13 protein-coding genes, 2 tRNA genes, 3 rRNA genes and 1 pseudogene are annotated in these 26,856 nt (G+C 41.2%); 3 read left to right on the top strand and 16 right to left on the bottom strand.

Annotated features, from left to right (window positions below; translation table 11 throughout):
* The 9 genes from KSX81_RS08225 to KSX81_RS29100 all read right to left on the bottom strand — a co-directional run bounded on the left by KSX81_RS08225 (position 1) and on the right by KSX81_RS29100 (position 11,164).
* A complete protein-coding gene (locus KSX81_RS08225) occupies positions 1-1,218 on the bottom strand; it encodes a tyrosine-type recombinase/integrase (RefSeq protein WP_004299040.1) in 1,218 nt (405 codons plus the stop codon).
* 394 nt (positions 1,219-1,612) lie between these two features.
* Entirely contained in the window at positions 1,613-2,920 is a 1,308-nt protein-coding gene (gene guaA / locus KSX81_RS08230) for a glutamine-hydrolyzing GMP synthase (RefSeq protein ID WP_004299035.1), read from the bottom strand.
* A gap of 226 nt (positions 2,921-3,146) precedes the next feature.
* Positions 3,147-4,586 (bottom strand): sensor histidine kinase, encoded by a 1,440-nt coding sequence (locus KSX81_RS08235; protein WP_032852173.1) that lies wholly within the window; start codon positions 4,584-4,586, stop codon positions 3,147-3,149.
* A 20-nt stretch (positions 4,587-4,606) separates the two neighbouring features.
* Positions 4,607-5,737, bottom strand: coding sequence for a sensor protein KdpD (locus KSX81_RS08240; protein WP_004299029.1), 1,131 nt, complete (start codon positions 5,735-5,737; stop codon positions 4,607-4,609).
* Between the two features lie 82 nt (positions 5,738-5,819).
* Positions 5,820-6,584, bottom strand: coding sequence for a hypothetical protein (locus tag KSX81_RS08245; protein WP_044919531.1), 765 nt, complete (start codon positions 6,582-6,584; stop codon positions 5,820-5,822).
* A gap of 120 nt (positions 6,585-6,704) precedes the next feature.
* A complete protein-coding gene (locus tag KSX81_RS08250; RefSeq protein WP_004323566.1) occupies positions 6,705-7,277 on the bottom strand; it encodes a K(+)-transporting ATPase subunit C in 573 nt (190 codons plus the stop codon).
* Between the two features lie 16 nt (positions 7,278-7,293).
* Positions 7,294-9,327 (bottom strand): potassium-transporting ATPase subunit KdpB, encoded by a 2,034-nt coding sequence (gene kdpB / locus KSX81_RS08255; RefSeq protein ID WP_004299020.1) that lies wholly within the window; start codon positions 9,325-9,327, stop codon positions 7,294-7,296.
* Between the two features lie 18 nt (positions 9,328-9,345).
* Complete coding sequence (gene kdpA, locus KSX81_RS08260; protein WP_004299017.1) at positions 9,346-11,052, bottom strand: potassium-transporting ATPase subunit KdpA; 1,707 nt, start codon at positions 11,050-11,052, stop codon at positions 9,346-9,348.
* 31 nt (positions 11,053-11,083) lie between these two features.
* Positions 11,084-11,164: a potassium-transporting ATPase subunit F gene (locus tag KSX81_RS29100; protein ID WP_073343870.1), complete on the bottom strand. Its 81-nt coding sequence runs from the start codon at positions 11,162-11,164 to the stop codon at positions 11,084-11,086.
* Positions 11,165-11,633: 469 nt separating this feature from the next.
* Here KSX81_RS29100 and KSX81_RS08265 point away from each other — a divergent pair.
* Positions 11,634-13,885 (top strand): annotated as a pseudogene (locus tag KSX81_RS08265) (bifunctional alpha,alpha-trehalose-phosphate synthase (UDP-forming)/trehalose-phosphatase).
* 12 nt (positions 13,886-13,897) lie between these two features.
* Entirely contained in the window at positions 13,898-15,688 is a 1,791-nt protein-coding gene (locus tag KSX81_RS08270) for a glycoside hydrolase family 15 protein (protein WP_004323567.1), read from the top strand.
* A 73-nt stretch (positions 15,689-15,761) separates the two neighbouring features.
* On the opposite strand, the gene rrf is transcribed toward KSX81_RS08270, so the two are convergent.
* The 6 genes from rrf to KSX81_RS08300 form a co-directional block, all read right to left on the bottom strand.
* A 5S ribosomal RNA gene (gene rrf, locus KSX81_RS08275) occupies positions 15,762-15,872 on the bottom strand.
* A gap of 77 nt (positions 15,873-15,949) precedes the next feature.
* Positions 15,950-18,829: ribosomal RNA gene (locus KSX81_RS08280) — 23S ribosomal RNA — on the bottom strand.
* A gap of 160 nt (positions 18,830-18,989) precedes the next feature.
* A tRNA-Ala gene (locus tag KSX81_RS08285) sits at positions 18,990-19,063 on the bottom strand.
* 63 nt (positions 19,064-19,126) lie between these two features.
* Positions 19,127-19,203 (bottom strand) — tRNA-Ile (locus KSX81_RS08290).
* Between the two features lie 185 nt (positions 19,204-19,388).
* Positions 19,389-20,917 (bottom strand): 16S ribosomal RNA (locus KSX81_RS08295).
* Together the 16S, 23S and 5S rRNA genes with 2 tRNA genes alongside form the textbook arrangement of a ribosomal RNA operon.
* A 906-nt stretch (positions 20,918-21,823) precedes the next feature.
* The gene (locus tag KSX81_RS08300) at positions 21,824-22,171 is read right to left on the bottom strand and encodes a hypothetical protein (protein WP_004298987.1); all 348 of its coding nucleotides are present in this window, start codon (positions 22,169-22,171) and stop codon (positions 21,824-21,826) included.
* 360 nt (positions 22,172-22,531) lie between these two features.
* Here KSX81_RS08300 and KSX81_RS08305 point away from each other — a divergent pair, with 360 nt between their 5' ends.
* Complete coding sequence (locus KSX81_RS08305; RefSeq protein ID WP_008645115.1) at positions 22,532-23,605, top strand: IS110 family transposase; 1,074 nt, start codon at positions 22,532-22,534, stop codon at positions 23,603-23,605.
* 1,362 nt (positions 23,606-24,967) lie between these two features.
* Here the strand turns inward: KSX81_RS08305 and KSX81_RS08310 are convergent.
* Entirely contained in the window at positions 24,968-26,326 is a 1,359-nt protein-coding gene (locus KSX81_RS08310; RefSeq protein WP_217726205.1) for a transposase, read from the bottom strand.
* Positions 26,327-26,856: the final 530 nt, after the last annotated feature.

The following is a 26,856-nucleotide window of genomic DNA, read 5'->3' on the forward strand; positions in this document are numbered from 1 at the left end:
TTACAATTTAAGTTTCGGTAAACTATTTATAGCAGCTTCTTTCAAGCTGTCAACGGCGCGCGTGTATTTCTCCGTGTGTTTTAATCCGCTATGCCCTAACAAGCTTGCAACGGTTTTAATATTAGCCCCATTATTCAGGATATTCACCGCAAAGGAATGGCGGGCACAATGCCAAGTTATATGTTTGGTTATCCCCGCCCGCTTAGTCCAACGCCTTAGCGCTTTAAGGCACATTGTAGCACTTGGCAATCTGAAAATAGTTTCTTGCTCGTATTGTTCCGTATGAGGTTCTCCGATCAACTGTAGCAAATCATCATTTAAAGGAATCACAACCCCACTATTTGCACTATGTCCCTTTGTTTTATTCTGCTCGAAACTAAGTATTTTATTTGAGTAGTCCACATTCGAGTATTTCAAATCCTGCACATCACAAAAACGAATACCCGTATATAAACAGAATATAAACGCCCGCCTTATTTCGGGATTCTCGTTATCATAATGCGTACTTATCAAAGCTTGCATTTCCTCTAATGAAAGAACATCCTTTCTTAAGACTTGTTTATCGCACTTACAAACAACACCTTTGCACGGGTTCTTTGCTATTACATCGTTATCTACTGCGTAATTGATAACCTTTTTAAACTTGCTATAATAATCTAATGCGCCCTCGCCCTTGCTCCTACTCTGCAAGTATTCTACGAAAAGAGACACCATGTCTTTTGTAATTTGTTCGGGCTTAATGTATGTACTATATTGTGGGTATTCTATTTTCAGGAAGTCAATAAAACGGGTTAATACACCTTTCATCATTCGAACATCTTTCTTTGTGTATCGGTCGTTATATGCTTGAAAATAATCAAGAAAATTAACCTTTCGCTCTTTCCTCAACCTGTATCCGGTAATGTTTTCTAACAATTCTTGACTGCGTTCAAACCGAATCTTTTTTGCCAGTTCTAATGTTTCTTTATTTTGCTGTCTTTCAAGCGGGGTTCTTGGAGCTTGCCAAAGATAAAGTTTTAAAGCCTCTCTCTTTCTGTCTTTCTTGGCTACCGTCTTATCTTTCGACTCATCATATACCATTATATATCCCAAATAATAATCAAGAAACAAGCTTTCTCGACCGTCAGAGAGTATCTTTGCCCCCAATTTCGGATTATCCGTATCGTCCGTGCTTATCATATAAGTATTATCAGACCTTACCACTTTCTTTGCTGCCATGTTTTATAAGTATTCAAGTTGCTTTTAGTTTCCTTTATTTGCAAAGATACATATTATTTTCTATCCGGGTAGCCAAAGGGTAGCCAAAAGAGCGAAAATAGATGAAAAATAAGGGCAACAAAGGAAAACTCAAAAAAACATTTTACATTGATTATCAGCTATATACTATCTTTTATTTTCTTTTGTTTATTGGGTTTTGTAGCGGGTCCCGCTACTTGATAAGAATAAGGCATTTGGGAGGCTTCCACTTCTGGGTGCCTTTTTCTTTTTATCTCTTCGCGAAATCATTGTGAAATCTTCAATTACATTTCTACCAGAAGCCAACGTTGAACAATAAAAATAGCCTCAACTTACAAAAAATTGAGGCTATCGAAATATCATTTAAAAAGTTTTTCTATTCCCATTCTATAGTCGCATTAGGTTTCGGCGACATATCATAACAAACGCGATTTACATTCTTCACTTCTTTCAGAATACGGTCTGTTATCTTCATCAGGATAGGCCAATCAATCGGCTCAATAGTAGCCGTCATAGCATCCACCGTATTGACAGCGCGAATAATAACCGGCCAATCAAAAGAACGAGCATTATCACGTACACCCACAGATTTAAAATCAGGCACTACTGTAAAGTATTGCCATACTTTTTTATCCAGTCCGGCAAGTTGGAACTCCTCACGCAGAATGGCATCGGATTCACGCACTGCCTCCAAACGATCACGTGTAATAGCACCTAAACAACGTACACCCAAACCAGGTCCAGGGAACGGTTGACGGTAAACCATTTCATAAGGTAAACCTAACTCCAAGCCACAAGCACGAACTTCATCTTTAAATAATTGGCGCAATGGTTCTACAAGTTGGAATTTTAAATCTTCGGGCAAACCACCTACATTATGGTGAGATTTCACCATTTTAGCAGTTTTCGTTCCACTTTCCACAATATCCGGATAAATAGTACCTTGACCTAAGAAATCAATACCGTTCAGCTTACGCGCTTCTTCTTCGAACACACGAATAAACTCGCCACCAATAATTTTACGTTTCTGCTCCGGATCTTCTACACCAGCCAACTTATTCAGAAAACGATCGGTTACATCTACATACACAAGATTTGCCTTCAACTGGTTGCTGAATACCTCAACCACATCTTCAGACTCTCCCTTACGCATCAAACCATGATTAACATGTACACATACCAGATTGTTACCAATAGCTTTCAGAAGTAAAGCAGCTACCACAGAGCTATCAACTCCACCCGACAGGGCCAACAATACTTTCTTATCGCCCACCTGACGCTTAATCAATTCTATCTGGTCATTGACAAAGTTCTTCATGTTCCAGTTAGCTTCAGCTTTACAAGTATCGAAAACAAAAGACTTTACTGCAGCCTTTATAGCCTCGATATCATCTGTAAATTCTGCCAACTTCACTTCACAAGTTGCTTTATCATGCCCTGCAGCCATGACAGGAATTCCCAAAGTATAGATAGCCGGATTTATATCAATAGCAACGCCATCGATTACATTATTCGGGCCACCATTGATAATAATACCCTTTACATTGGGCAATGCTTTCAGTTCTTCTACTGTGATATCGTGAGGATAAATCTCACTATAAACTCCTAATGCACGGATGGCGCGAGCCAATACCGTATTCTCATGACTACCCAAGTCAAGGATAACAATCATATCCTGCTTCATCTGATTTTGGTTGTTTTTAAGTTATTGTATTGTTATTATTCACTATCATTTTCCAAACGGTCTGCAAATATAAAGATTTTTAGAGAGACTATAATGCATTGATTCTCTAAAGTTTCAGAACAGAGTAGCGTTTTTCTTACAACTATAGTATTCCAAAAAGAACTGAAACAACATAGTACGCAGCCGGATAGCAATAACCTGATTCTTCCATACAACCTTTTAAAATCTACGCTTTCAACCGCATCACAAACCGGCTACCCTTACCCAATTCACTCTCTACTGTCAACGTACCACCATGAGCTTCCACAAAATCCTTGGAAATAGATAATCCCAGACCACTACCTTGTACTTTCGTACCCGGAACACGGAAGTAACGATCGAATATACTTTGATGATAACGCGGATCAATGCCTTTTCCAAAATCCTGCACATACAATTCGATTATATTTCCGTCCTGTCTGGCACCGATAATCACACGACCGTTCTCTTTTGAATAACGTATGGCGTTACTCAATAAGTTTGTCAATACCCATGCTATTTTTTCACTGTCAACAAACAGTTTGCCGATTTTTTCTTCCGGATATTCCACTTCAATTTGAATATTGAATTTGTCAGCTTGCACCTGATTAGCCTTAATTGCATATTCAATCAATTCAATCGGTTTCGTAATCTTTGGCATCAATTGGAGCTTACCGGCTTCTACCTGAGTCATATTCAGCAGTTCCCCCGTAATGCTAAGTAGACGCTCACTATTCTCTTTAATACTTCTGGACAGTTGCTCCTGCTCATCATTCAAGGCTCCTACCCGTTTATCTTCCAATAGGTTAAGACTCATCATGATAGCAGCGATCGGAGTTTTCAGTTCATGTGAAATCGTAGAGATAAAAGTAGTTTTTGCCGAATCAAGCTCTTTAAACTCGGTTATATTCTTCAATAAAATCACATCTCCTAACTTTTTTGATTCATCCTTCTTCGCATCTGTATTGTTAATCGGAATGTAGGAAGCCTTGAAATAACTTTCCTTATTATCTGCATAAATCTTTAAAGGCTCTTTCTGATCACTTGGCGTCACCAACTCACGAATTAGCCGGCGGAGCAAGTCATTCTTCAAAGAAAGTTCCTCTGCCGATTTACGAATCACATTTTCCCGTTTCATATTCAGGATACTTAATGCTTCATCATTGATAAACAAAATCTCACGTTCCGTATTCAGACCGATAATCGGATCGTCAATACTATTAACAATAGCCTCTATAAACTTTTTAGCTGAAAGAATATCCGACAAAGTACTTGCACGATATTCTGTCAAACGTTCCGCCATCCGGTTGAAACTGTCAGCCACTTCACGGAACTCTTCATTGTCACTCATGTCGAGACGTTTCTCATAATTATGATTGGCTATTTCAAGAATACCATCTTTCAATTCCTTCACAGGTTTGCTAATACTACGTGGTAGCCAGTACAACAAACCCAATCCAGTAAATATACAAATACCCCCAGTGATAGAAATCCACAATAAAGCTCGCTCTAACCCAGGCATAGCAGCAGGACTATCAGGTTCCGTTGCTGTCAAAATCTGAAGGTTAACTACAGAAAGTGTTACCAGCAAAATTATCATTCCTGCCAGCATCCCAATGCCTAGCACCAGTTTCGTTTTAATATTCATAACTTTCATACGGATTAATATTATGCAAGTATAATCAAATCTATATTAGCTTGCGACAAATTATTTAAAAATCTTCTATATTTCAATACGGAACAGATGGCTCCCGGTAATCTCAAGTCAGGTGATCCCATACAAACTGTTGAAATCTGCTTGTCTTTACATGCCTTTACAATACTCTCCAAGATATCTCTAGACTGTACCTGCAACACTTCTCCCCCCAATTCCGTTACCAATTTAAAATGGTTCAACAGATAACGCTGCCTGGCCAAATCAATCCTATCCATACTCTCTTTCGGAGTTTGCACATACAAAGCAATGAAAGTCGTATTATATCGCGTTGCCAATCGCGCTGCCTTTCGGATAATTCGTCGCGGTGTTTTCTCATGACTACTGATACATGCCAAAAATTTTTCATGCCTCAACCCGACAGCTACTCCCATCACCACTTCATTCTCCACCTTCTTCTCTACCCTAAGAGCTACTTCCTTCAGAGCCAACTCACGCAATTGTAATATATTCTCTGCACGGAAAAAATTATCGAGCGCAGTCTGAATCTTTTCCGGACGATAAATCTTTCCCGCTTTTAACCGAGTGATTAGTTCTTCTGCTGTCAAATCAATATTCACCACCTCATCCGCTTCCTGAATCACACTATCGGGGACCCGTTCTTTTACTTCAATACCCGTAATCTCCTGTACTTCTTCATTCACACTTTCAATGTGCTGAATATTAATTGCCGAAATCACATTGATTCCTTCATCCAGCAATGTCATTACATCTTGCCAACGTTTCTCATTCAGACTCCCTTCCACATTGGTGTGTGCTAGTTCATCCACTATCACAATTTCGGGATGAAGACGGATAATGGCATCCAAATCCATTTCTTCCAACTCCTTTCCCTTGTAGAAGATCTTACGTCGCGGAATGACAGGAAGTCCTTGTAGCATCGCTTCCGTCCCGGCGCGTCCATGAGTCTCGATATAGCCGATTTTCACGTCCACACCATTTTCCAGCAGTTCATGCGCCTCCTGAAGCATACGATATGATTTTCCCACTCCGGCTATCATACCAATGTAAACTTTAAATTTACCCCGCTGGGATCTCTTTATCAGATCCAGAAAATGCTGTACACTTTGTTCTCTATCATCCATATTTTATCTGTTATTTTAAACATTCCAACCCGTAGTAATCATCACGATCACTACGGGTTTCACAAAAATTCATGAGTTTATTTTATGGCCTTAAAGTTACGCCAAATACTAAATGAGCATCCTCCAAACGTGGATTCCATATAGCCTGTACAAATATAGGCAATGAAAACTTATCATTAAAATTTATTGCTTTCGTTGCTTTCAAAGCGAGGTTAGTCACGGCAAAACCATTCACATAGTACTGTGGTGTCTCATAAGGAACCATACCACACGTAGCATTCAGATCAACCCCTTTCACGCTGAACGGATAGTTCAGTTCTACATAGGAAGAATATGCCTGCTTATCTTCACCTTTATCATTAATCTTTCTGTCAGCTCCGGCAAACATAGTATACCATGCAATAGACAATGGAAACTTCTCAATGGGAAGTGTATAAGCTAATCCTGCTTCAAAATGATGTCCGGTTTCTCCGCTCTTAAAATGGAAATAGTTGTTTGTATATTCTCCATTAGCAACATCAGCCTGTCCGTCCCACCAAAGAGTGGCTACAGAAAGTGTCGGTCCTGCTTCACCGAACTTATAAGCTGCAGTCAGGTCAATTTCTTTATTGCTCTCACTCAAACTAGTTGATCCCCATGCAGTAAGCGAGAAATTACCTACGCTAAATCCCAAAGTCGGCTGAAAAGAAGCGGCTCCCCCCTGATAAATACCACGCCATACATACGAACTTACCAAATCACCTTGTATAGTAAACTCTTGTGCTTGTGCATTAGTTGTTCCTAACATACAAACGGCTGCTACAGCCATTGTGCCTAAAAAACTCTTTTTACTAAAAAAACTTTTCATACTTCTTATCTTATTTTCTATTTTATGTTTCCGTAAAAAAGCAGCGCCCCATCCAACCCTGTTAATTTGAACCGTGGTATAACCCAAACGGCCCGGACAGGAACGCTGCTCAATCTTCATCTACTTATTGCTTTCCTCTAAAGCGATATTCAATTTCAAGACGTTTACCTTTTCGGTTCCCAGAAATCCCAAAAATGGTTTTTCTATACTTTTATCCACGATTGCTCTAACTTGTTCTTCTGTTAATCCGCGTGCCTGTGCCACTCTTTTCACTTGCACATAGGCACATTGAGGAGTAATGTTAGGATCAAGTCCTGAACCACTGGCCGTAACCATCTCTGCAGGTACATCCGCACGGCTCAAATAAGGATGATGTACAAGAAATGTATCGATACGAGTTTTCACCTCATCCAGATATTCCTGGTTCGTAGGGCCTTTGTTGCTACCGGAAGAACTACTTGCATCATATCCATCTCCAGCAGAAGAAGGACGTCCCCAGAAATAAATATCTTTTGTAAACATCTGCCCTATATTAGCTGCTCCCACTACCTTCCCGTCCAGTGTAGCTACTTCAGCATTTCCCTTATTAGGTCCTGCAACCTGTGCAAATAACCACAGGATGAGGATATAGAATATAGAGAAAAAAACACAAAAAGCAAGTGTTATTTTTAATGATTTCAATAAAGTTTTCATTGCTATTGTTATTTAATTAAAAGAATAAACCTACTAATAAATCAATCAACTTAATTCCGACAAAAGGAACAATCACACCACCTACACCATAAATTAGCAAATTACGACGAAGTAAAGCACTTGCACCTATCGGTTTGTATTGCACACCACGTAAAGCCAACGGAATCAGAATCGGAATAATAATCGCATTAAAGATTACCGCTGAAAGAATAGCACTTTCAGGACTATGCAGATGCATGATATTTAATGCGGCCAGTTCAGGAATAGCAACCATAAACAATGCCGGGACAATAGCGAAATATTTCGCAACATCATTGGCGATAGAGAAAGTAGTCAGTGTACCACGAGTCATCAGCAATTGTTTACCGATCTCCACAATCTCAATCAATTTTGTCGGATCATTATCCAAGTCAACCATATTACCGGCTTCCTTTGCAGCCTGTGTACCACTATTCATAGCCACACCTACATTCGCTTGCGCCAGAGCAGGAGCATCATTTGTACCATCACCCATCATCGCAACCAACTTACCAGCCTGTTGCTCTTTCTTGATATATTCCATCTTATCCTCCGGTTTAGCTTCAGCGATGAAATCATCCACACCGGCTTTTTCTGCAATATATTTAGCAGTCAACGGGTTATCACCTGTTACCATAACCGTTTTTACACCCATTTTACGCAGACGTTCAAAACGCTCCTGAATACCCGGTTTGATAATATCCTGCAATTCAATAACTCCTACAACATTTTGGTTTACACATACTACTAATGGAGTACCACCATTACTTGAAATAGTAGAAATTACCTCTTCCACTTCTTTCGGAAATTTGTTTCCGGCACTTTCTACAATTTTACGGATAGCATCAAAAGCTCCTTTACGAATCTGTGTACCATCAGCCAAGTTAACACCGGAACATTTAGTTTCAGCTGTAAATTTTATCATATGAGCACCAGTCGTATTCAAACTACGCATACGAATACCAGATTCACGTCCTAACTCTACAATTGATTTACCTTCCGGAGTTTCATCAGACAAAGAAGACAACAGGCAAGTTTCTACAAAATCATGTAAATCAACGCCCGGAGCCGTATGGAAGTGAGTTGCTTTACGGTTACCAATGGTAATAGTACCTGTTTTATCCAACAGTAACGTATCAATATCACCAGCAGTTTCTACTGCTTTACCTGATTTAGTAATTACGTTAGCACGAAGTGCACGATCCATACCAGCAATACCAATAGCCGAAAGAAGTCCGCCAATAGTTGTAGGAATCAGGCACACAAACAAAGAAATTAATGAAGCAATGGTGATAACCGTGTTGCTATAATCGGCAAATGGTTTCAAAGTCACACACACAATGACGAAAACAAGCGTAAAACCTGCCAGCAAAATAGTCAATGCAATCTCATTCGGGGTTTTCTGACGGGAAGCACCTTCCACCAATGCGATCATCTTATCAAGAAAACTTTCTCCCGGTTGGGTAGTCACCATCACCTTTATATGATCAGACAACACTTTCGTACCACCAGTTACCGAACTCTTGTCTCCACCTGCTTCACGAATCACCGGAGCAGATTCACCGGTAATAGCACTTTCATCAATAGAAGCCAGACCTTCAATAATCTCACCATCAGACGGAATCACATCTCCGGCATCACACACAAATACATCTCCTTTTTTCAACTGTGAAGAACTGATAGTAACAATTTTATTACCTTCTACTTTCTTTGCCGGTGTCTCTTCACGAGTCTTACGTAAGCTATCAGCCTGTGCTTTACCACGTGCCTCCGCAATAGCTTCAGCAAAATTGGCAAACAACAAGGTTATAAACAGAATAATAAACACGGCAATATTGTAAGCAAACGAACCCTGCGAAGAATTTACAATAGAGTAAAGTGTTACGAGAAACATAACCGCTGTCGCCACTTCCACCGTAAACATTATCGGATTCTTGATCATCATCCGAGGATTCAATTTCACGAATGACTGTTTCAAACTTTCTATTACTTGCTCCTTAGGAAACAAAGAAGCTGACGTATTATTTTTCATATCTTCTCTAATTCAGTATTACAAACTCAAATGTTCAGCAATTGTACTCAACGCATGTACCGGGAAGAATGACAGAGCGGCAACAATAAAGATTACAGCAAATGTCATCACTCCAAAAGTGACCGTATCTGTTTTCAATGTTCCGGCACTTTCCGGTATAAACTTTTTCTGTGCTAATAGTCCTGCAATGGCAACCTGTCCCACAATAGGGATAAAACGGCTAAGAATCAAAACAATACCACATGTCCAGTTCCAGAAATAAGTATTATCGCCCAAACCTTCGAAACCGGAACCATTATTGGCCGCACAAGAGGTGTACTCATAAAGTTGCTCGCTCAAGCCATGGAATCCTAAATTATTCAACCAACCGCCTTCACTTTCCACAAAATCCGGATGATGTGCATAAATATAACTTGAGATAGCCGTAAACACCAAGATTACAAACGGATGAAGCAAAGCTACAATCGTCGCGATTTTCATTTCGCGGGCTTCCACTTTCTTACCGAGGAATTCCGGTGTACGTCCCACCATCAAACCGCTGATAAACACTGCAATGATAATGAATGTATAGTAGTTCATCCACCCTACACCTACACCGCCAAACCAAGTATTAATCTGCATATTCAGCATTTCCATCATACCGGACAGAGGCATAGTAGAATCATGCATACCATTCACAGAACCATTGGAAGTTACGGTCGTTACAATACTCCACAACGCGGTTGCTCCAGCTCCCAGACGTACTTCCTTACCTTCCATCGCACCATTATCCTGTGCAATTCCCAGCTCATCGATGCGCGGATTACCACCCATTTCCTGATTGACATTAATACACACACCGACCAGAAAAGCGAAAAGCATTACCCCATAAATACTGTAAGCCAATTTCTTCCTACGGGTATAGAATCCCAATGCAAATACCATTGCCATCGGAATAATCAGAATAGACCAGCATTCTGCCATGTTAGTAAGATAAGTAGGATTTTCCAATGGATGAGAAGAGTTTACACCAAAATAACCACCACCATTTGTACCCAATTGTTTGATAGGAACAATCGCAGCCGTAGGACCTTGAGAAACCATTTGTTCCTGGCCTTCCATCGTAGTTACCTTCATCTTACCGTCAAATCCCATCGGGGTTCCCTGGAGAATCAAGATAAAACCTACAATCAGAGAAAGAGGCAATAAAATACGTGTACAGCTTATTACCAGAAATTGCCAGAAGTTACCAATTGTTTTGGTTGTTTTTGCAGCAATACTCTTCATAATACCTGCCATAGCAGCCATACCTGTTGCTGCGGTAATAAACTGGAATAGCATGATGACGAACAGTTGAGTAAAATAAGTCAGTCCGCTTTCACCGCTATAGTGCTGCAAGTTACAGTTCACCATAAAACTAATACAGGTATTAAATGCCTGATCCGGAGTCTGCGGTCCGTTGCCGTCCGGATTTAAGGGCAACCATCCTTGTGAAACCAAGAGTACCATTCCCCAGAAAAACCAGAAAGCATTCAAAATCAACAATGCTTTCAGGAATTGTTTCCAGTTCATTTCTTCATTGGGGTCGATTCCACAAACTTTATAAATGACTCTTTCGATAGGAGCCATAAAATCAGACCAGGTCTTTTCTCCTCTGTAGACCTTAGCAATGTATTTTCCCAGTGGATAAGCCAGAATCACCATCAAGGCTATCTGAACAACCACGCCTAAAATTTCTGTATTCATATACTTTTTACCTTAAACTGTGTGTGTTACTTTAAAACTTTTCGGGTTTGACGAGCACGTACATCAAATAACCGAAGATCGCAATACCTAATACGAATAATGCTGTGTACATAATCAATTCTCCTTTTTCTTTAAATATTTTCAAACCAGTCTACACATTTCCAAAATAGCCAGAAACAAGCGAAACCGCTTAACAGGCAGAAAATAAATGATAGTGTTATTCCCATGTTTTTACCTTTTAAATGATTACTATTATTTTTTTACTCGCCACCCTTCATGCCAAATGCGTGCCACAAAAAACACACAGCAGATAACAGACTAATATTCAACAAAATACACATCACAAGAAACTTTCTATCCATCCAACATACCCTTCCATTTTGAAAAAAGGATTCTATTTTGAAAAGCTTTGTACTTTTCCGGAATTTCAGAAGAGAAAAAATAAGCAAATTACCACTTTGAAAGGGGGATTTTCATTTTGAAAAGGCAAGAGAAGGAAACATAATACTTATAATACACTGATAATAAGAGATTAACAACTAATATAGGTCTATTGGTATATGCTTTGCAAAGAGATAGATATGAAACTTTATATTATTGCAAACAGATTACCTGTCAAAGTAGCCGGCACAAACGGTAAATTCGCATTTTCGCGTAGCGAAGGCGGACTGGCAACAGGTTTGGATTCTCTTCAGACTTCTTATGAGAAGCACTGGATAGGTTGGCCCGGAATATGTGCCAATGAAGAAAAGGACCAACAGGAGATTAACGAGAAACTACAGGAAATGAATTTTCATCCGGTCTTCTTGTCGGAAAAGCAAATTGAAAATTACTACGAAGGATACAGTAACAGTACTATCTGGCCTTTATGCCATTACTTTTATGCTTATACCTTATATAAGAACTGTTTTTGGCAATCCTACCAGCAAGTCAACCGTCTTTTCTGTGAGGAGATTTGCCGACTGGTACGTCCCGGCGACAAAGTATGGATACAGGATTATCAGTTGATGCTACTTCCGGGAATGTTGAGGAAAATATATCCGGAACTCTGTATCGGATATTTCCATCATATCCCGTTCCCTTCCTACGAACTTTTTCGTATTCTGCCGGAGCGCGCCGAGATACTGAAAGGCTTATTAGGAGCCGACTTCATTGCTTTCCACACCCACGACTATATGCGTCATTTCATCAGTGCTGTAGAACGTGTATTACATCTCGATTTTAAATTGGATGAAGTACAGATCAACAACCGGGTGACCAGAGTAGAGGCATTACCAATGGGAATCAACTATGAATCTTATCATAAGGCCTCGGAAAATAAAGAAGTGCACCAAGCTATTGAACGTACCCGGAAACTTTTCGGCGAGCATAAACTGATCCTGTCAGTAGACAGACTGGATTACAGCAAAGGCATATTGCACCGTCTTCGTGGCTTTGCCACCTTCCTCGAACATCATGCTGAATATCACGGTAAAGTTACATTGGCAATGGTCATTGTCCCTTCACGCGACCATGTAGGCAGTTATGCGGAACTAAAAACAAAAATTGACGAAGAAATCGGCTCTATCAACGGACGTTACTCCACAATGAACTGGACTCCCGTCTGTTATTTCTATCATGGCTTTTCACTGGAAGAACTGACTGCCATGTACTATGTGGCCGACATAGCCCTCGTCACTCCACTTCGGGACGGAATGAATCTGGTAGCCAAAGAATACGTAGCTACCAAATGCGACAATCCCGGTGTACTTATCCTTAGCGAAATGGCAGGTGCCGCCGTAGAATTGACGGACGCTATCCAAATCAACCCGAACGATACAGAACAAATAGAAAATGCTATTTGCCAGGCACTTGAAATGCCCGAAGAGGAACAAAAACAACGCCTGCAACGTATGCAAAGCATTCTGTCCGTACAGACAGTCAACAAATGGGCAGCCGACTTTGTCAATGAACTGAACGCGACATGTATGAAAAATGATATGTTACGGAAAAAACGCATCGTAGCTGCCACCATCGCACAAATCAAGCTCAAGTATAACCAAGCCAAACAACGCCTGATTCTGCTGGACTATGATGGTACACTGACGGCTCTCAAACCACGTCCCGAGGATGCACAACCTACACCGGAACTCATTTCTATTCTACAACAACTGGCTAGCGATCCCGCCAATCATATTGTTATCAATAGCGGGCGGGATCACTTTACATTAGAAAAATGGCTTGGCTCCCTTCCTGTGTCTATGGCTGCCGAACATGGGGCTTTCTACAAAGAGAACGGGGTTTGGCATAAAAACATAAAGAAGAAAGAATGGGGAGCAGGTATTCTCTCTATTCTTCAAATGTTTGTAGACCGTACTCCCCGTTCCCATCTGGAAGTGAAGGAAACTGCCCTGGCATGGCATTATCGTGAAAGTGACGCATGGCTCGGCACATTAAGAGCCCAACAACTCGTCAACACACTGATTTCGCTCTGTACCCGGCAGAAACTACAAATTCTACAAGGAAATAAAGTGATCGAAATCAAATCACCGGATTGCAATAAAGGTTCCGAGGTGGGTCGTCTGCTAGCCAACAGACGTTATGATTTTGTTATAGCGATGGGAGACGACACTACAGATGAAGATATGTTTCAGGCATTGCCGATGAGCGTATCGCCATTAAAATAGGTAGCGTATCCGAAGCCGCCAACTATCACCTGTCTGCCCAATCTGACGTACTTCCTTTCTTACGGTCTTTACTAGGCAAACAAAAAACTGCCACAAAAGAAGGAAGTATTAAGAATCGCCTGACTTTCGCTTTCGACTTTCTCAAAGATCTATTAAAAACTCAATAAAAAGCAATCAATATGAATAATTTAAATTATGGAGTGATAGGTAACTGCCGAACGGCAGCTCTCATTTCGCAGAACGGAAATATCGAATGGCTCTGTTTTCCCGATTTCGATTCTCCTTCTATTTTTGCCAGTATGCTCGACCGGGAGAAAGGAGGAGCTTTCGGATTCGAAGTTTCCGGAGACTATCGCATCACACAAAATTATGTCCCCCACACCAATATTCTTTCTACCCAATTCTCCTCCGATGAAGGAGAATTCGTAGTGCTCGACTATATGCCCTGCTATCGTTCACAAGACGAAACAGGGCATTATTTACCTGCCGAATTATACCGCTACATACATTGGATAAAAGGGAAACCGCGTTTCAAGATCAACTATCATCCGGCCCCGAACTATGCGCAGGGACAAGTGATCCTTAATATCACTCCACAGTATATCGAATCCTACTGCTCCTTTGACAACAAGGACAGACAATATTTATATGCTTCCCTGTCTCTTCAGGACATCAAAGAGAAAAAAGAAATCATTCTTGAGAAAGACGAATTTCTCCTGCTCTCCTATAACGAGAAAGTGATCCCAATCGACATAGAAAGGGAGAAAATAGAATATTGCCGTACGCTGGTATATTGGCTGAACTGGACAGACAGAAGCAAGAAATACACTCTATATAATGACGTAATCGAACGGAGTTTATTGGTTCTGAAACTAATGTCCTACCACAACGGAGCTGTGCTGGCAGCACTAACGACAAGCCTTCCGGAAGCTGTAGGAGAAGTGCGCAACTGGGATTATCGTTTCTGCTGGCTTCGGGATGCTTCCATGTCCATCGAAACCATGTTTCAAATCGGACATACCGGTGCAGCCAAACGCTTTATGAAATTTATCCAATCCACATTCGTTTCCAAACATGATTATCAAATTATGTATGGCATCCGGGGCGAGCACCAACTAACCGAAGTGATACTCGACCATCTATCCGGTTATAAGAACTCCAAACCTGTACGAATAGGAAATGATGCATACCATCAGAAACAAAACGACTCTTTTGGTTACCTGATGGACCTGATTTACCAATATTATCGCCTCATGCCCGGCACACTGGATGAAATTGAAGACATGTGGGAAATGGTAAAGACCATTTTAGCAAAAGTAGTAGAAAACTGGAGAAAGCCCGATAAGGGAATCTGGGAGATCCGGGGAGAAGGACAACACTTTGTTTCTTCCAAAGTGATGTGTTGGGTAGCTTTAGATCGCGGAGCTAAAATCGCTCAAATGCTTAACAAATATAATTATAGCGAACGTTGGCAACTGGAAGCCGAAAAAATAAAGAAAGATGTGATGAAATATGGCTGGAATAAGGAACTTCAAAGCTTCACACAGACATATAATAATCAAGCAATGGATTCCTCATTACTATTGATGGAACCCTATGGATTTATAGAAGCAGATGATATACGCTATCATAAAACAGTGGAAGCAGTCAAGAAAGCCCTTTTCCATAAAGGACTTATGTATCGCTATAACAGCAAAGACGATTTTGGGTTGCCTACTTCTGCTTTTACGATTTGTACATTCTGGCTTATACGGGCATTGTTTGTAACCGGCCATAAAGAAGAAGCACGCTGCCTGTTTGACGAAGTTCTGAAATATTCCAATCACCTCGGATTGTTTAGTGAAGATATTGATTTCGAAACCAAAGAACAGTTGGGCAACTTCCCGCAGGCATATTCACATCTGGCATTAGTAAATACAGCTATTTTATTTGCAGAAGAAGAGAAGAGGTTATCTTTTATCCGACCTTAGAGAAGGCCCTAATTCAGAAGTGATAAAAAAACAGAAAGCCCCTTGACTCAAAATGAATCAAGGGGCTTCTTAAAAACGGCGGCTACCTACTCTCCCACTGTTACGCAGTACCATCAGCGTGACGAGGCTTAACTTCTCTGTTCGGAATGGGAAGAGGTGGAACCCTCGTGCTATAACCACCTGAAGAAGGTTATGACATGATGAAAAGTAAAATTTCAGTGTCTAGAAAGCTAAACGTATATACCCAACCGGTACATGTCCGAAAGAAAGTGAACGGGCAATTAGTAATGCTCGGCTTTGATGTTACCACCTTTACACCTGCATCCTATCAACGTCATCGTCTTTGACGACCCTAAGAAATCTAATCTTGTGGCTGGCTTCGTACTTAGATGCTTTCAGCACTTATCCAATCCCGACTTAGATACCCAGCAATGCACCTGGCGGCACAACTGGTAAACCAGCGGTCAGTCCAACACGGTCCTCTCGTACTAGTGTCAGAGCCACGCAAATTTCATACGCCCACGATAGATAGAGACCGAACTGTCTCACGACGTTCTGAACCCAGCTCGCGTGCCACTTTAATGGGCGAACAGCCCAACCCTTGGGACCTTCTCCAGCCCCAGGATGTGACGAGCCGACATCGAGGTGCCAAACCCCTCCGTCGATATGAGCTCTTGGGAGGGATCAGCCTGTTATCCCCGGAGTACCTTTTATCCTTTGAGCGATGTCCCTTCCATACGGAAACACCGGATCACTATGCTCTAGTTTCCTACCTGATCGACTTGTCTGTCTCCCAGTCAAGCGCCCTTATGCCATTACACTCTACGGACGGTTACCAATCGTCCTGAGGGCACCTTTAGAAGCCTCCGTTACACTTTTGGAGGCGACCACCCCAGTCAAACTACCCACCAAACAGTGTCCTCGTATCTACGAGTTAGAACTCAAATAATCAAAGGGCCGTATTTCAACAGCGACTCCACAAATACTGGCGTACCTGCTTCAAAGTCTCCGGCCTATCCTACACATCAATTACCCAAATTCAATGTTAAGCTATAGTAAAGGTTCACGGGGTCTTTTCGTCCCATCGCGGGTAATCGGCATCTTCACCGATACTACAATTTCACTGAGCTCACGGTTGAGACAGTGTCCAGATCATTACACCATTCGTGCAGGTCGGAACTTACCCGACAAGGAATTTCGCTACCTTAGGACCGTTATAGTTACGGCCGCCGTTTACTGGGGCTTCAATTCAATGCTTCTCTTGCGATGACATCTCCTCTTAACCTTCCAGCACCGGGCAGGTGTCAGGCTGTATACGTAATCTTTCAATTTGGCACAGCCCTGTGTTTTTGTTAAACAGTTGCCTGGACCTATTCTCTGCGCCCAACTCTCGTTGGGACCCTTTATCCCGAAGTTACAGGGTCAATTTGCCTAGTTCCTTAACCGTGAATCACTCAAGCGCCTTAGTATATTCAACCCGACTACGTGTGTCCGTTTGCGGTACGGGTACCTTAAAGATTAAGTTTAGCGGATTTTCTTGGGAGTATGCTTACACGCACTATTACCTTATTCCGAGGAATTTGGTATACTATCAGGTTCGACTCTTATCCCGGATTTGCCTGGGATAATCAACATCTACACCCTTCAACGGACTATTCCGTCAGTCCGCGGCGCTGTCACTCCTCCGTCTCCACGTCACTCCTTAAGGTAGTACAGGAATATTAACCTGTTCTGCCATCGGCCTCACCGTTCGGCTGAGCCTTAGGACCCGACTAACCCTGATCCGATTAGCGTTGATCAGGAAACCTTAGTCTTTCGGCGAGGGGGTTTCTCACCCCCTTTATCGTTACTTATACCTACATTTGCTTTTCCACACGCTCCAGCAAAGCTCACGCTTCACCTTCGACGCAGAGTGGAATGCTCCCCTACCGATCATTACTGATCCCATAGCTTCGGTAAATTGCTTGATGCCCGATTATTATCCACGCCAAACTCCTCGACTAGTGAGCTGTTACGCACTCTTTAAATGAATGGCTGCTTCCAAGCCAACATCCTAGCTGTCTTAGCAATCTGACTTCGTTAGTTCAACTTAGCAATTATTTCGGGACCTTAGCTGATGGTCCGGATTCTTCTCCTTTAGGACATGGACCTTAGCACCCATGCCCTCACTCCTGGGATCGAACTACTGCGCATTCGGAGTTTATCAAGACTTGATAGGCGGTGAAGCCCTCGCATCTTATCAGTCGCTCTACCTCACAGTAGTAATTCCCAAGGCTGCACCTAAATGCATTTCGGGGAGTACGAGCTATCTCCAAGTTTGATTAGCCTTTCACCCCCACCCTCAGTTCATCCGGAAGCTTTTCAACGCTTATCGGTTCGGTCCTCCAGTTAGTGTTACCTAACCTTCAACCTGACCAAGGGTAGATCACTTGGTTTCGCGTCTACTCCTTCCGACTAATCGCCCTGTTAAGACTCGCTTTCGCTTCGGCTGCGGATCTCAAGATCCTTAACCTTGCCGGAAAAAGTAACTCGTAGGTTCATTATGCAAAAGGCACGCCGTCACTGCTGAAGCAGCTCCGACCGCTTGTAGGCGCACGGTTTCAGGGACTATTTCACTCTTCTATTCGAAGTGCTTTTCACCTTTCCTTCACAGTACTGGTTCGCTATCGGTCTCTCGGGAGTATTTAGCCTTACCGGATGGTCCCGGCAGATTCACGCAAGATTCCTCGTGTCCCGCGCTACTCAGGATACCACTACGCTTCATTTAGCTTCGAATACCGGACTATCACCGTCTATGGTCCCATTTTCCAAAGGGTTCTTCTCACTAAATTTCTTGCGACATCGTGGTCCTACAACCCCAATATTGCCGTAACAACATTGGTTTGGGCTAATCCCCGTTCGCTCGCCACTACTAGGGGAATCATTATTATTTTCTTTTCCTACAGGTACTAAGATGTTTCAGTTCCCTGCGTTAGCCTCTTGCTATGCAAGATGTCATTCCTTCAGAATGACGGGTTGTCCCATTCGGAAATCTTCGGATCAAAGGTTATTTGCACCTGCCCGAAGCTTATCGCAGCTTATCACGTCCTTCATCGCCTCCGAGAGCCAAGGCATCCGCCATGCGCCCTTGCTTACTTTCTTTCAAACGTTTTATTCTCGTACTGGTATTGGTAGTGGAATTGCTTCCTTCTATCAATATTGCGTACTCGAACACGTACGGTTTGATATATACTTTTAGCTCTTACTAAAATTTTACTTTTTGTACATCATGTCAAAGATCGTTTCTCTTTTTCAGAGATCGTGGAGAATAACGGATTCGAACCGTTGACCCTCTGCGTGCAAGGCAGATGCTCTAGCCAGCTGAGCTAATCCCCCAAGAGGTTATTCAAGAATTTTGTTTTTTAGCTTTTAGCTTTCCCTGTTCCTCATTCTTGAGCTTGGTAGTCCCAGGCAGAGTTGAACTGCCGACCTCTACATTATCAGTGTAGCGCTCTAACCAACTGAGCTATAGGACTAGTTCAACCTTGTCTACCTGTATGTTAGACTCGGCTTCTTTTTTCTCTTGTTTATCTCTATCTATACTTCTATAGATGGTTGATCTATATGTTATAAATAAACAAGTACCAGTAGTACAAAAAACAGAACCTTTAAAGTCTCTAAGTGGCTGCCACGTTTTGTGACAGTTACGGCATCGCTCCAGAAAGGAGGTGTTCCAGCCGCACCTTCCGGTACGGCTACCTTGTTACGACTTAGCCCCAATTACCAGTTTTACCCTAGGACGCTCCTTGCGGTTACGTACTTCAGGTACCCCCGGCTTTCATGGCTTGACGGGCGGTGTGTACAAGGCCCGGGAACGTATTCACCGCGCCATGGCTGATGCGCGATTACTAGCGAATCCAGCTTCACGAAGTCGGGTTGCAGACTTCGATCCGAACTGAGAGAGGTTTTTGGGATTAGCATCCTGTCACCAGGTAGCCGCCTTCTGTACCCCCCATTGTAACACGTGTGTAGCCCCGGACGTAAGGGCCGTGCTGATTTGACGTCATCCCCACCTTCCTCACATCTTACGACGGCAGTCTCTCTAGAGTCCTCAGCATAACCTGTTAGTAACTAAAGATAAGGGTTGCGCTCGTTATGGCACTTAAGCCGACACCTCACGGCACGAGCTGACGACAACCATGCAGCACCTTCACAACAGCCTTACGGCTATACTGTTTCCAATATATTCTGTTGCAATTTAAGCCCGGGTAAGGTTCCTCGCGTATCATCGAATTAAACCACATGTTCCTCCGCTTGTGCGGGCCCCCGTCAATTCCTTTGAGTTTCACCGTTGCCGGCGTACTCCCCAGGTGGAATACTTAATGCTTTCGCTTGGCCGCTTACTGTATATCGCAAACAGCGAGTATTCATCGTTTACTGTGTGGACTACCAGGGTATCTAATCCTGTTTGATACCCACACTTTCGAGCATCAGTGTCAGTGACAGTCTAGTGAGCTGCCTTCGCAATCGGAGTTCTTCGTGATATCTAAGCATTTCACCGCTACACCACGAATTCCGCCCACCTCTACTGTACTCAAGACTCCCAGTTTCAACTGCAATTTTACGGTTGAGCCGCAAACTTTCACAACTGACTTAACAATCCACCTACGCTCCCTTTAAACCCAATAAATCCGGATAACGCTCGGATCCTCCGTATTACCGCGGCTGCTGGCACGGAGTTAGCCGATCCTTATTCATATGGTACATACAAAATTCCACACGTGGAAAACTTTATTCCCATATAAAAGAAGTTTACGACCCATAGAGCCTTCATCCTTCACGCTACTTGGCTGGTTCAGGCTCTCGCCCATTGACCAATATTCCTCACTGCTGCCTCCCGTAGGAGTTTGGACCGTGTCTCAGTTCCAATGTGGGGGACCTTCCTCTCAGAACCCCTATCCATCGTAGTCTTGGTGGGCCGTTACCCCGCCAACAAACTAATGGAACGCATCCCCATCGATAACCGAAATTCTTTAATAAAAATATCATGCGATATTCGTATACTATCCGGTATTAATCTTTCTTTCGAAAGGCTATTCCAGAGTTATCGGCAGGTTGGATACGTGTTACTCACCCGTGCGCCGGTCGCCATCTTCAGTTTGCAAGCAAACTAAAATGCTGCCCCTCGACTTGCATGTGTTAAGCCTGTAGCTAGCGTTCATCCTGAGCCAGGATCAAACTCTTCATTGTAAAAGTATTTTTTATCATCAGTTAAGATGATCTTTTTGCTCTGTTCAGGACGCCGTAAATTTATTGACCTTATTCAAATACCTATTAGTCTTAACTGTATCGCTACTGAATAAGACAAGTATTGACGGTTCTATTTTTTTTACTTGTACTACTTGTATTGTTTATCAATATTTCAAAGAACTTGTTGCTTTCGTTTTAAAAGCGGGTGCAAAGGTAAGGGCTTTATTTTTAACTACCAAACTTTTTCGGAAGTTTTTTTTCAGTCTTTCTTTTTACTCAATTTCTCTGGCTCTCTATGCGAAAGGGAAAGAATGTATAAAAGAAAAAAAACAAAGACCGTTTTCTTTGCGAATCGGACTGCAAAGATAAGAACTTTATTTATTATACTCCAAAACTTTTCGGAAGTTTTTTTGTTCTTTTCTTTAAGCGCAATCTCGCTTTTTCACTATGTCAATTCTGCAAGGCTTTCTTCTCTTGGAAAGCGGGTGCAAAAGTATACCCTTTTGGTATACAATCCAAATATATTAAACTCTTTTTTCGAAGTTTTTTTGAAAGAATCTGCTAAAGCGCTGAAGGATAATGATGTTGTAGAACATATTTTTTTATCATAAGTGGATTGCGGGCGGAAACGGTACACATGGGACACATTATTATATCACACGCGGGCGCGTAGGCGCACGCAAGAGAGAAAAAGATGCAGAAGAAAGAAATAACAGAAATTACAGTCGAATTACAGCTAAGAAAAAGAAAGCTACAAGAAAAAAGATATTAGAAAAAAGCAAGAGGATTTATTGTCAACCGCTAGAATACTTGTTCTAAGTAGTCTAACGGTTGACTATTCCATATGGATATGCCGGATAAATACTGAGTGGATACCGATCAGATTCTATATACAAAATCAGAATATCATTCTTTTTTAGGATTCTCGATCCGCAGGCTGACAAGTTCAACCCACTTCTTTATGCCCAAATCAAAGCCGCCTTTTTCTAATAGATGAAGGGCGCCCGCATAATGAAGGGCAGTTTCCTCCCTACTACAGTTGATCTTACAAGACAACTCACCCAGATAATACTCCAGGCGAGCCATTTGGATATAGTCCAATAAAGTATAATCACCTTCAGTTGACAAATCAATCAATTCACTTATCAAAGCATAGGCCAGTTCACATTCTGTATAGGTTAAATCCGAGAGAGGTTTGTGCATGACAGGATGCTGAACCAGCTGGACAACAATGCGATTAAAGTCTCCGTACATAGGTTGCGTTATTTACCGCATCAGTTCCCGATGGTGCGAGGGTTTATAAAAAAGAAAGAGCTCTAAGTTTGCAGTTAATAGATAAGAGGTCGGAAATTTATTTTAAAAAAGTCAAGCGAGACGAATAATTACCTCCGCATCTTATCAGGAAAATATCAGTCTTATTATCTTTGTTGTATTAAGATAAAGACTGATAGGCGGGAAGAGGACACCATAAAAGAGAAAGCACTTGAGGCTAGCCCACGTAACGGCCTCTCTCCGCCAAGCTGCAAAGCTCCGATAGAATATCAAGGTTGCGAGCCTATTTAGAGTTTAGAGTTCAAACAGCTTTTACCAGTCTTAGAAAAGTACAGCAAAAATATGAAAAAATTATTTATTGGAATTGATTTTTCAAAGGAGAAACTTGACGCGACGATAATTCTCGCATGTGGAATGAACGAAATAGGCTCCCGTGAGTATGGGTGTTTCCCAAATAACACTACGGGCTACCGCAAGTTATGTAATTGGGTTAAAACAAACGCTTGGAATACAATTGCTGAGGAATGGCTATTCTGTGGAGAAGACACAGGTTCATGTAGTATAGGACTGAGCAAATGGCTTTACGGAAAAGGCTATGACATATGGATTGAGAACGCTTACGCCATAAAACATAGCAGTGGTATCCAGCGTGTGAAAAACGATAAGGCGGACTCAGCAATCATTGCTGAATACGCATGGAGGCAACAGGACAAGGTTGTACCCTTTGAACCATTGAATGAATCCCTTGCGCAACTAAGGGAGATTTTCCTCTATAGGCATAAGCTAGTTGGGCAAAGAGTGGCAATGGAATTACGAAAAGAGGACAAATCACAATCAAACAAGTCAAAAGCAATATCCTTCATCAACCGCAAGAGCAAACACCTTATTGCGGAGATAAACAAAACAATTGCCGAATGCGATAAGGCCATTGATAGCATAATAGAGGCGGATGAGGAACTGAAAGAAAATTATGCTATTATAACCTCAATAAAAGGCGTAGCCAGGCAAAACGCAACCTGTATGTTGGTCTACACAAACAACTTCAAAAAATTCGGATATGACCCAAGAAAGATTGCATGCTATTATGGAGTTGCCCCCTTTGGTAAACAATCCGGAACGAGTGTAAATACACCTGCTCATACAAGCCATTTCGCCAATAAACTTATTAAATCATTATTAGGACAAGCAGCTCATATAGCCAAAATATATAATCCCGAAATTAGAGATTACTATCAAAGACTGATTAGTAAGGGAAAGAAGCCTCAAGTGGCTTTAAATAATGTCAAGAACAAACTCATAAGAATCATAGTGGCATTAGTCAGGAAGAAAGTACCATATGATCAAAATACATACAAATATTATGAAGAACGAGAAGTTATAGAAAGGAAAAAGAACGAGAAGTTAATTTATTGTTAAACGGAATAAGAGATTAGGATATTAGCATAGAATACGTGGAAACTATCTATTCATGCCATATATAGGTATCCGCTAAGACCCCTTTCGTGAACATGAATGATAGCCCCACGCCCAACTGAGTATATAACAAGGTTATACAGACAAAAGTGCGCGAGACTTGTCACTCATTCCATTCACGAAAGTTAAAATTTAGCGGATTTTATATATGAATGTAACAAATAACCGTTCTCAATAAAAATATTAAAAAGTTACCTTCATCGCTCGAAAGTAAACTACGACAAAAGTAGCAATTTATATTTAGCAAACAAACAATTTTGACAAAGAAATAGGTATGAGACATAAAATTATTATAGCTATATATTGGCAACTTTCAAATCCACACTAATTTGTCCTTACGACTTAAAGCAATGTATTGATGAATTAAACTCAGGCGGACGTTTGCCCTGATTGTATCAAAATAAAAACGCTCAGGGCAGGTTCCTGCAAACGATTTTCAATTTTCATTTCTCATATTCTCATAGTAAATACAATAACTATATATAAATCAAATGCATAACACTATGAGAAATACTATTCAAAACGGCATTTCTCATAGTATTACCAGCGTTTTACCCATAAAACAACGTATTTCTCATAGCTTTTCATCACTTTCAAAAACATTTCTCATAGATTTTCCAAGCGATTCCAAATACTTTTTTACTTGTTTTGCAGAGTATTCAAGTTATTCTTCGACAAAACCGTAATAGTTAGCATGGACTGCAACGAAACACGCAGTAAAAAAAGAGTCTACTACAAGGCAAAGGAAGCATCAGACTATTATGAAGTCAAGCCAAGCTAGAGATGTAATCAGGTAATACTTAAATAATAGATTATAAAATGGACATGCGGAGTATAAAGAGTAGACATTAGCATATTTATGTATAAGCAGCCATATCGTTCCACTAGAGTGGAAAGGTCTGTGCACTAGAGTAGACAGTACCGTTCACTAGAGTGCAATGATCTGCCCACTCCAGTGAAACGATACAAATACTTATAGCAAAACACAACAATGATTAGGATAAAATATAAAGGGATAAGGAGAACTTAATACAGGAAAGCAGTAAAGTAAGGCAAGGTAATTGCTTTATAAAAAGTTACTTAGGGATATTCAGTAAATGTTCCTCTTTCTAAAAAATCAAGAGAAAAGCTTTGCTTTACGTGAGCTTTTCTCTTGATTTTTTCGTTCAACTCTCCCAATCTTCTATCTTTTTTGTATAATATTGTTTACATATTCTTGTTTTTCCTTCCCCCCCTTGCATTATGTACATGTCTTTTTTAGGGGAAGTTAAAACCTCTCCTGTTTTTCCTGTTATTTTAGTCAGATTATGCTGCCTTTCTTTTTTTCTTTTCGACCTTTTCTATCATACATACCGCATTGGCTGTATGTATCCCAAAGAAAATCCAAAGTACTTCCGTTTTCCTGTTTCTAGCTTTTATCCTGGCCAGTGAGTAATGTTGTTTCTGCGTTCCAAAACTTCCTTCCAGGCGGGTAGCTCTTTCACGGCTGAGTTCCGACCGTAAGATTTTCCGAAGCGGCTCATCTTTGGCAGCTCTGCCCTTACGCTTAAAGGAAGTACTTATATGATATTTTGTACAAAATTTCCGGTTGGCATTATTGGCATAGATTGAATCCGCCGCAAGCGCCTTAACCCTGACCCCGGTCAGTTGTTGTTGCAGATGAATACAGTCTTTCAAACGTACTCCTTCGTTAAAAGCCTTAAAGGAGATATGTTCTATAAAGGAGATTCCGTCTATCTGTATATTGTTGACTTTGGCTCCGAATTCAACGGATTTGGTTTCCTTGCCTCTGATAATGGGACGAAGGTAATGCCGGTCGATACTCACGATACGGTTGGACACTTTTTTGCCTGCAAATAAATTTTTCCCTTGCTCAAGGACTGTCTGTATGACCGAGAAACGTCTTTGGTAATCAGAGGATAGTGTAAGCCTGTTCCTGTAGGATGAATGAAGCTGCTCCAGCTGGTCAAGTAACTTTTCCAATAACTGAAGTAACCTTCGTGTAATCATACGAGTCTGTGATTTCTTGCGTTTACGCAGTTTGCTATAAGCAAGATAGGCACGGCGTACATCAAGATACTTGTTACGGGGACGTTGTATGTGCAAGGTCTGGCAATGTTTGCACAGATGACGATGAAGCCATACAATACCTTCCCATAAGAGTTTGGTATCAGTAGGAAAGCGCAGATGACTTTCATAACAGGTGGCATCGGTCATACAGACATGAAGGTTCTCAAGATAAGGTTTCCAATGCTCGGCAAGAATGAGCTGGAGGGACTCAATATCAAGGCGATCCGCTAGTTCCTGACGAATTGCACTGACGATTTTAGGATTGGTCAGTGGATGAAGCGGATCAATCTGAATACCACAAAATAACTGGTAATGAATATTACCGTTTAAATGCTCAATCAGTTGTGCATCGGAAAAGTTGGTATAGGACTTCAAGACCATCAAGGCTATTTTACCTTCGGGAGAAAAATAACTTTTACGCCCCAAAGGAGAGGACTTCAAATGCATTTGTCGGGCCAGTTCCGAGAAAGGGAACAGAGAATGGAGTCGACCTAATTCACTCGTTGCAAAACTTTGACGATATTTTTTAAGCATATCGAACTCGGTAAAACCTAAACAAGGTTCGATTTCTGAGATTTTTTGTATCTTTACCATGTGTTTTTATTTTTAATTCCCCCCGTTTTGGCCGTCAAACCGTTTTTGGGGGGGAATGCTTAAAGATACAAAAAAGGCAACTAACTCGCAATGAATTAGTTGCCTTAAATTTTATTATTTTAGGAATATCCCTACTTATATAAAAAAGGAAGAATAACAATCAGTCCGGAAAAAGACTGGGAGGAACAGAATGACGACCACAAAAAACAAGAAATAGAGAAAATGTATAAAAGGAATATGAGAATAAGAAAAAAGTCTATGAGAAATACACTATTTTCAGCATAAAAAGCTGGTAATATTATGAGAAATGCCGTTTTGAAAAGTATTTCTCATAATATATCTATTTGATTATCTTTCGTTTATCGAAAAACAATGAGAATATGAGAAATGCAAGTGAAAAATAGGCGACAGGAGAAAGTGTGCGTAAGTAAACTGAATTCAGCATTTTTTTAAGAAAGAGCAAAAAGGAAAAGAGCAAAAAGAAAGAGATAAATCCAGGAATCCGATTGGATCCATATACCGTATACCTA

The sequence above is a fragment of the Bacteroides sp. MSK.18.37 genome, from assembly GCF_019129155.2.
In the GTDB taxonomy this organism is placed as follows: Bacteria; Bacteroidota; Bacteroidia; order Bacteroidales; family Bacteroidaceae; genus Bacteroides; species Bacteroides ovatus.

Excerpts from the sequence above, each read along its gene's own strand:
- KSX81_RS08225 (WP_004299040.1), bottom strand. The coding sequence starts at position 1,218 with ATGGCAGCAAAGAAAGTGGTAAGGTCTGATAATACTTATATGATAAGC.
- guaA (WP_004299035.1), bottom strand. The coding sequence starts at position 2,920 with ATGAAGCAGGATATGATTGTTATCCTTGACTTGGGTAGTCATGAGAAT.
- KSX81_RS08235 (WP_032852173.1), bottom strand. The coding sequence starts at position 4,586 with ATGAATATTAAAACGAAACTGGTGCTAGGCATTGGGATGCTGGCAGGA.
- KSX81_RS08240 (WP_004299029.1), bottom strand. The coding sequence starts at position 5,737 with ATGGATGATAGAGAACAAAGTGTACAGCATTTTCTGGATCTGATAAAG.
- KSX81_RS08245 (WP_044919531.1), bottom strand. The coding sequence starts at position 6,584 with ATGAAAAGTTTTTTTAGTAAAAAGAGTTTTTTAGGCACAATGGCTGTA.
- KSX81_RS08250 (WP_004323566.1), bottom strand. The coding sequence starts at position 7,277 with ATGAAAACTTTATTGAAATCATTAAAAATAACACTTGCTTTTTGTGTT.
- kdpB (WP_004299020.1), bottom strand. The coding sequence starts at position 9,327 with ATGAAAAATAATACGTCAGCTTCTTTGTTTCCTAAGGAGCAAGTAATA.
- kdpA (WP_004299017.1), bottom strand. The coding sequence starts at position 11,052 with ATGAATACAGAAATTTTAGGCGTGGTTGTTCAGATAGCCTTGATGGTG.
- KSX81_RS29100 (WP_073343870.1), bottom strand. The coding sequence starts at position 11,164 with ATGTACACAGCATTATTCGTATTAGGTATTGCGATCTTCGGTTATTTG.
- KSX81_RS08270 (WP_004323567.1), top strand. The coding sequence starts at position 13,898 with ATGAATAATTTAAATTATGGAGTGATAGGTAACTGCCGAACGGCAGCT.
- KSX81_RS08300 (WP_004298987.1), bottom strand. The coding sequence starts at position 22,171 with ATGTACGGAGACTTTAATCGCATTGTTGTCCAGCTGGTTCAGCATCCT.
- KSX81_RS08305 (WP_008645115.1), top strand. The coding sequence starts at position 22,532 with ATGAAAAAATTATTTATTGGAATTGATTTTTCAAAGGAGAAACTTGAC.
- KSX81_RS08310 (WP_217726205.1), bottom strand. The coding sequence starts at position 26,326 with ATGGTAAAGATACAAAAAATCTCAGAAATCGAACCTTGTTTAGGTTTT.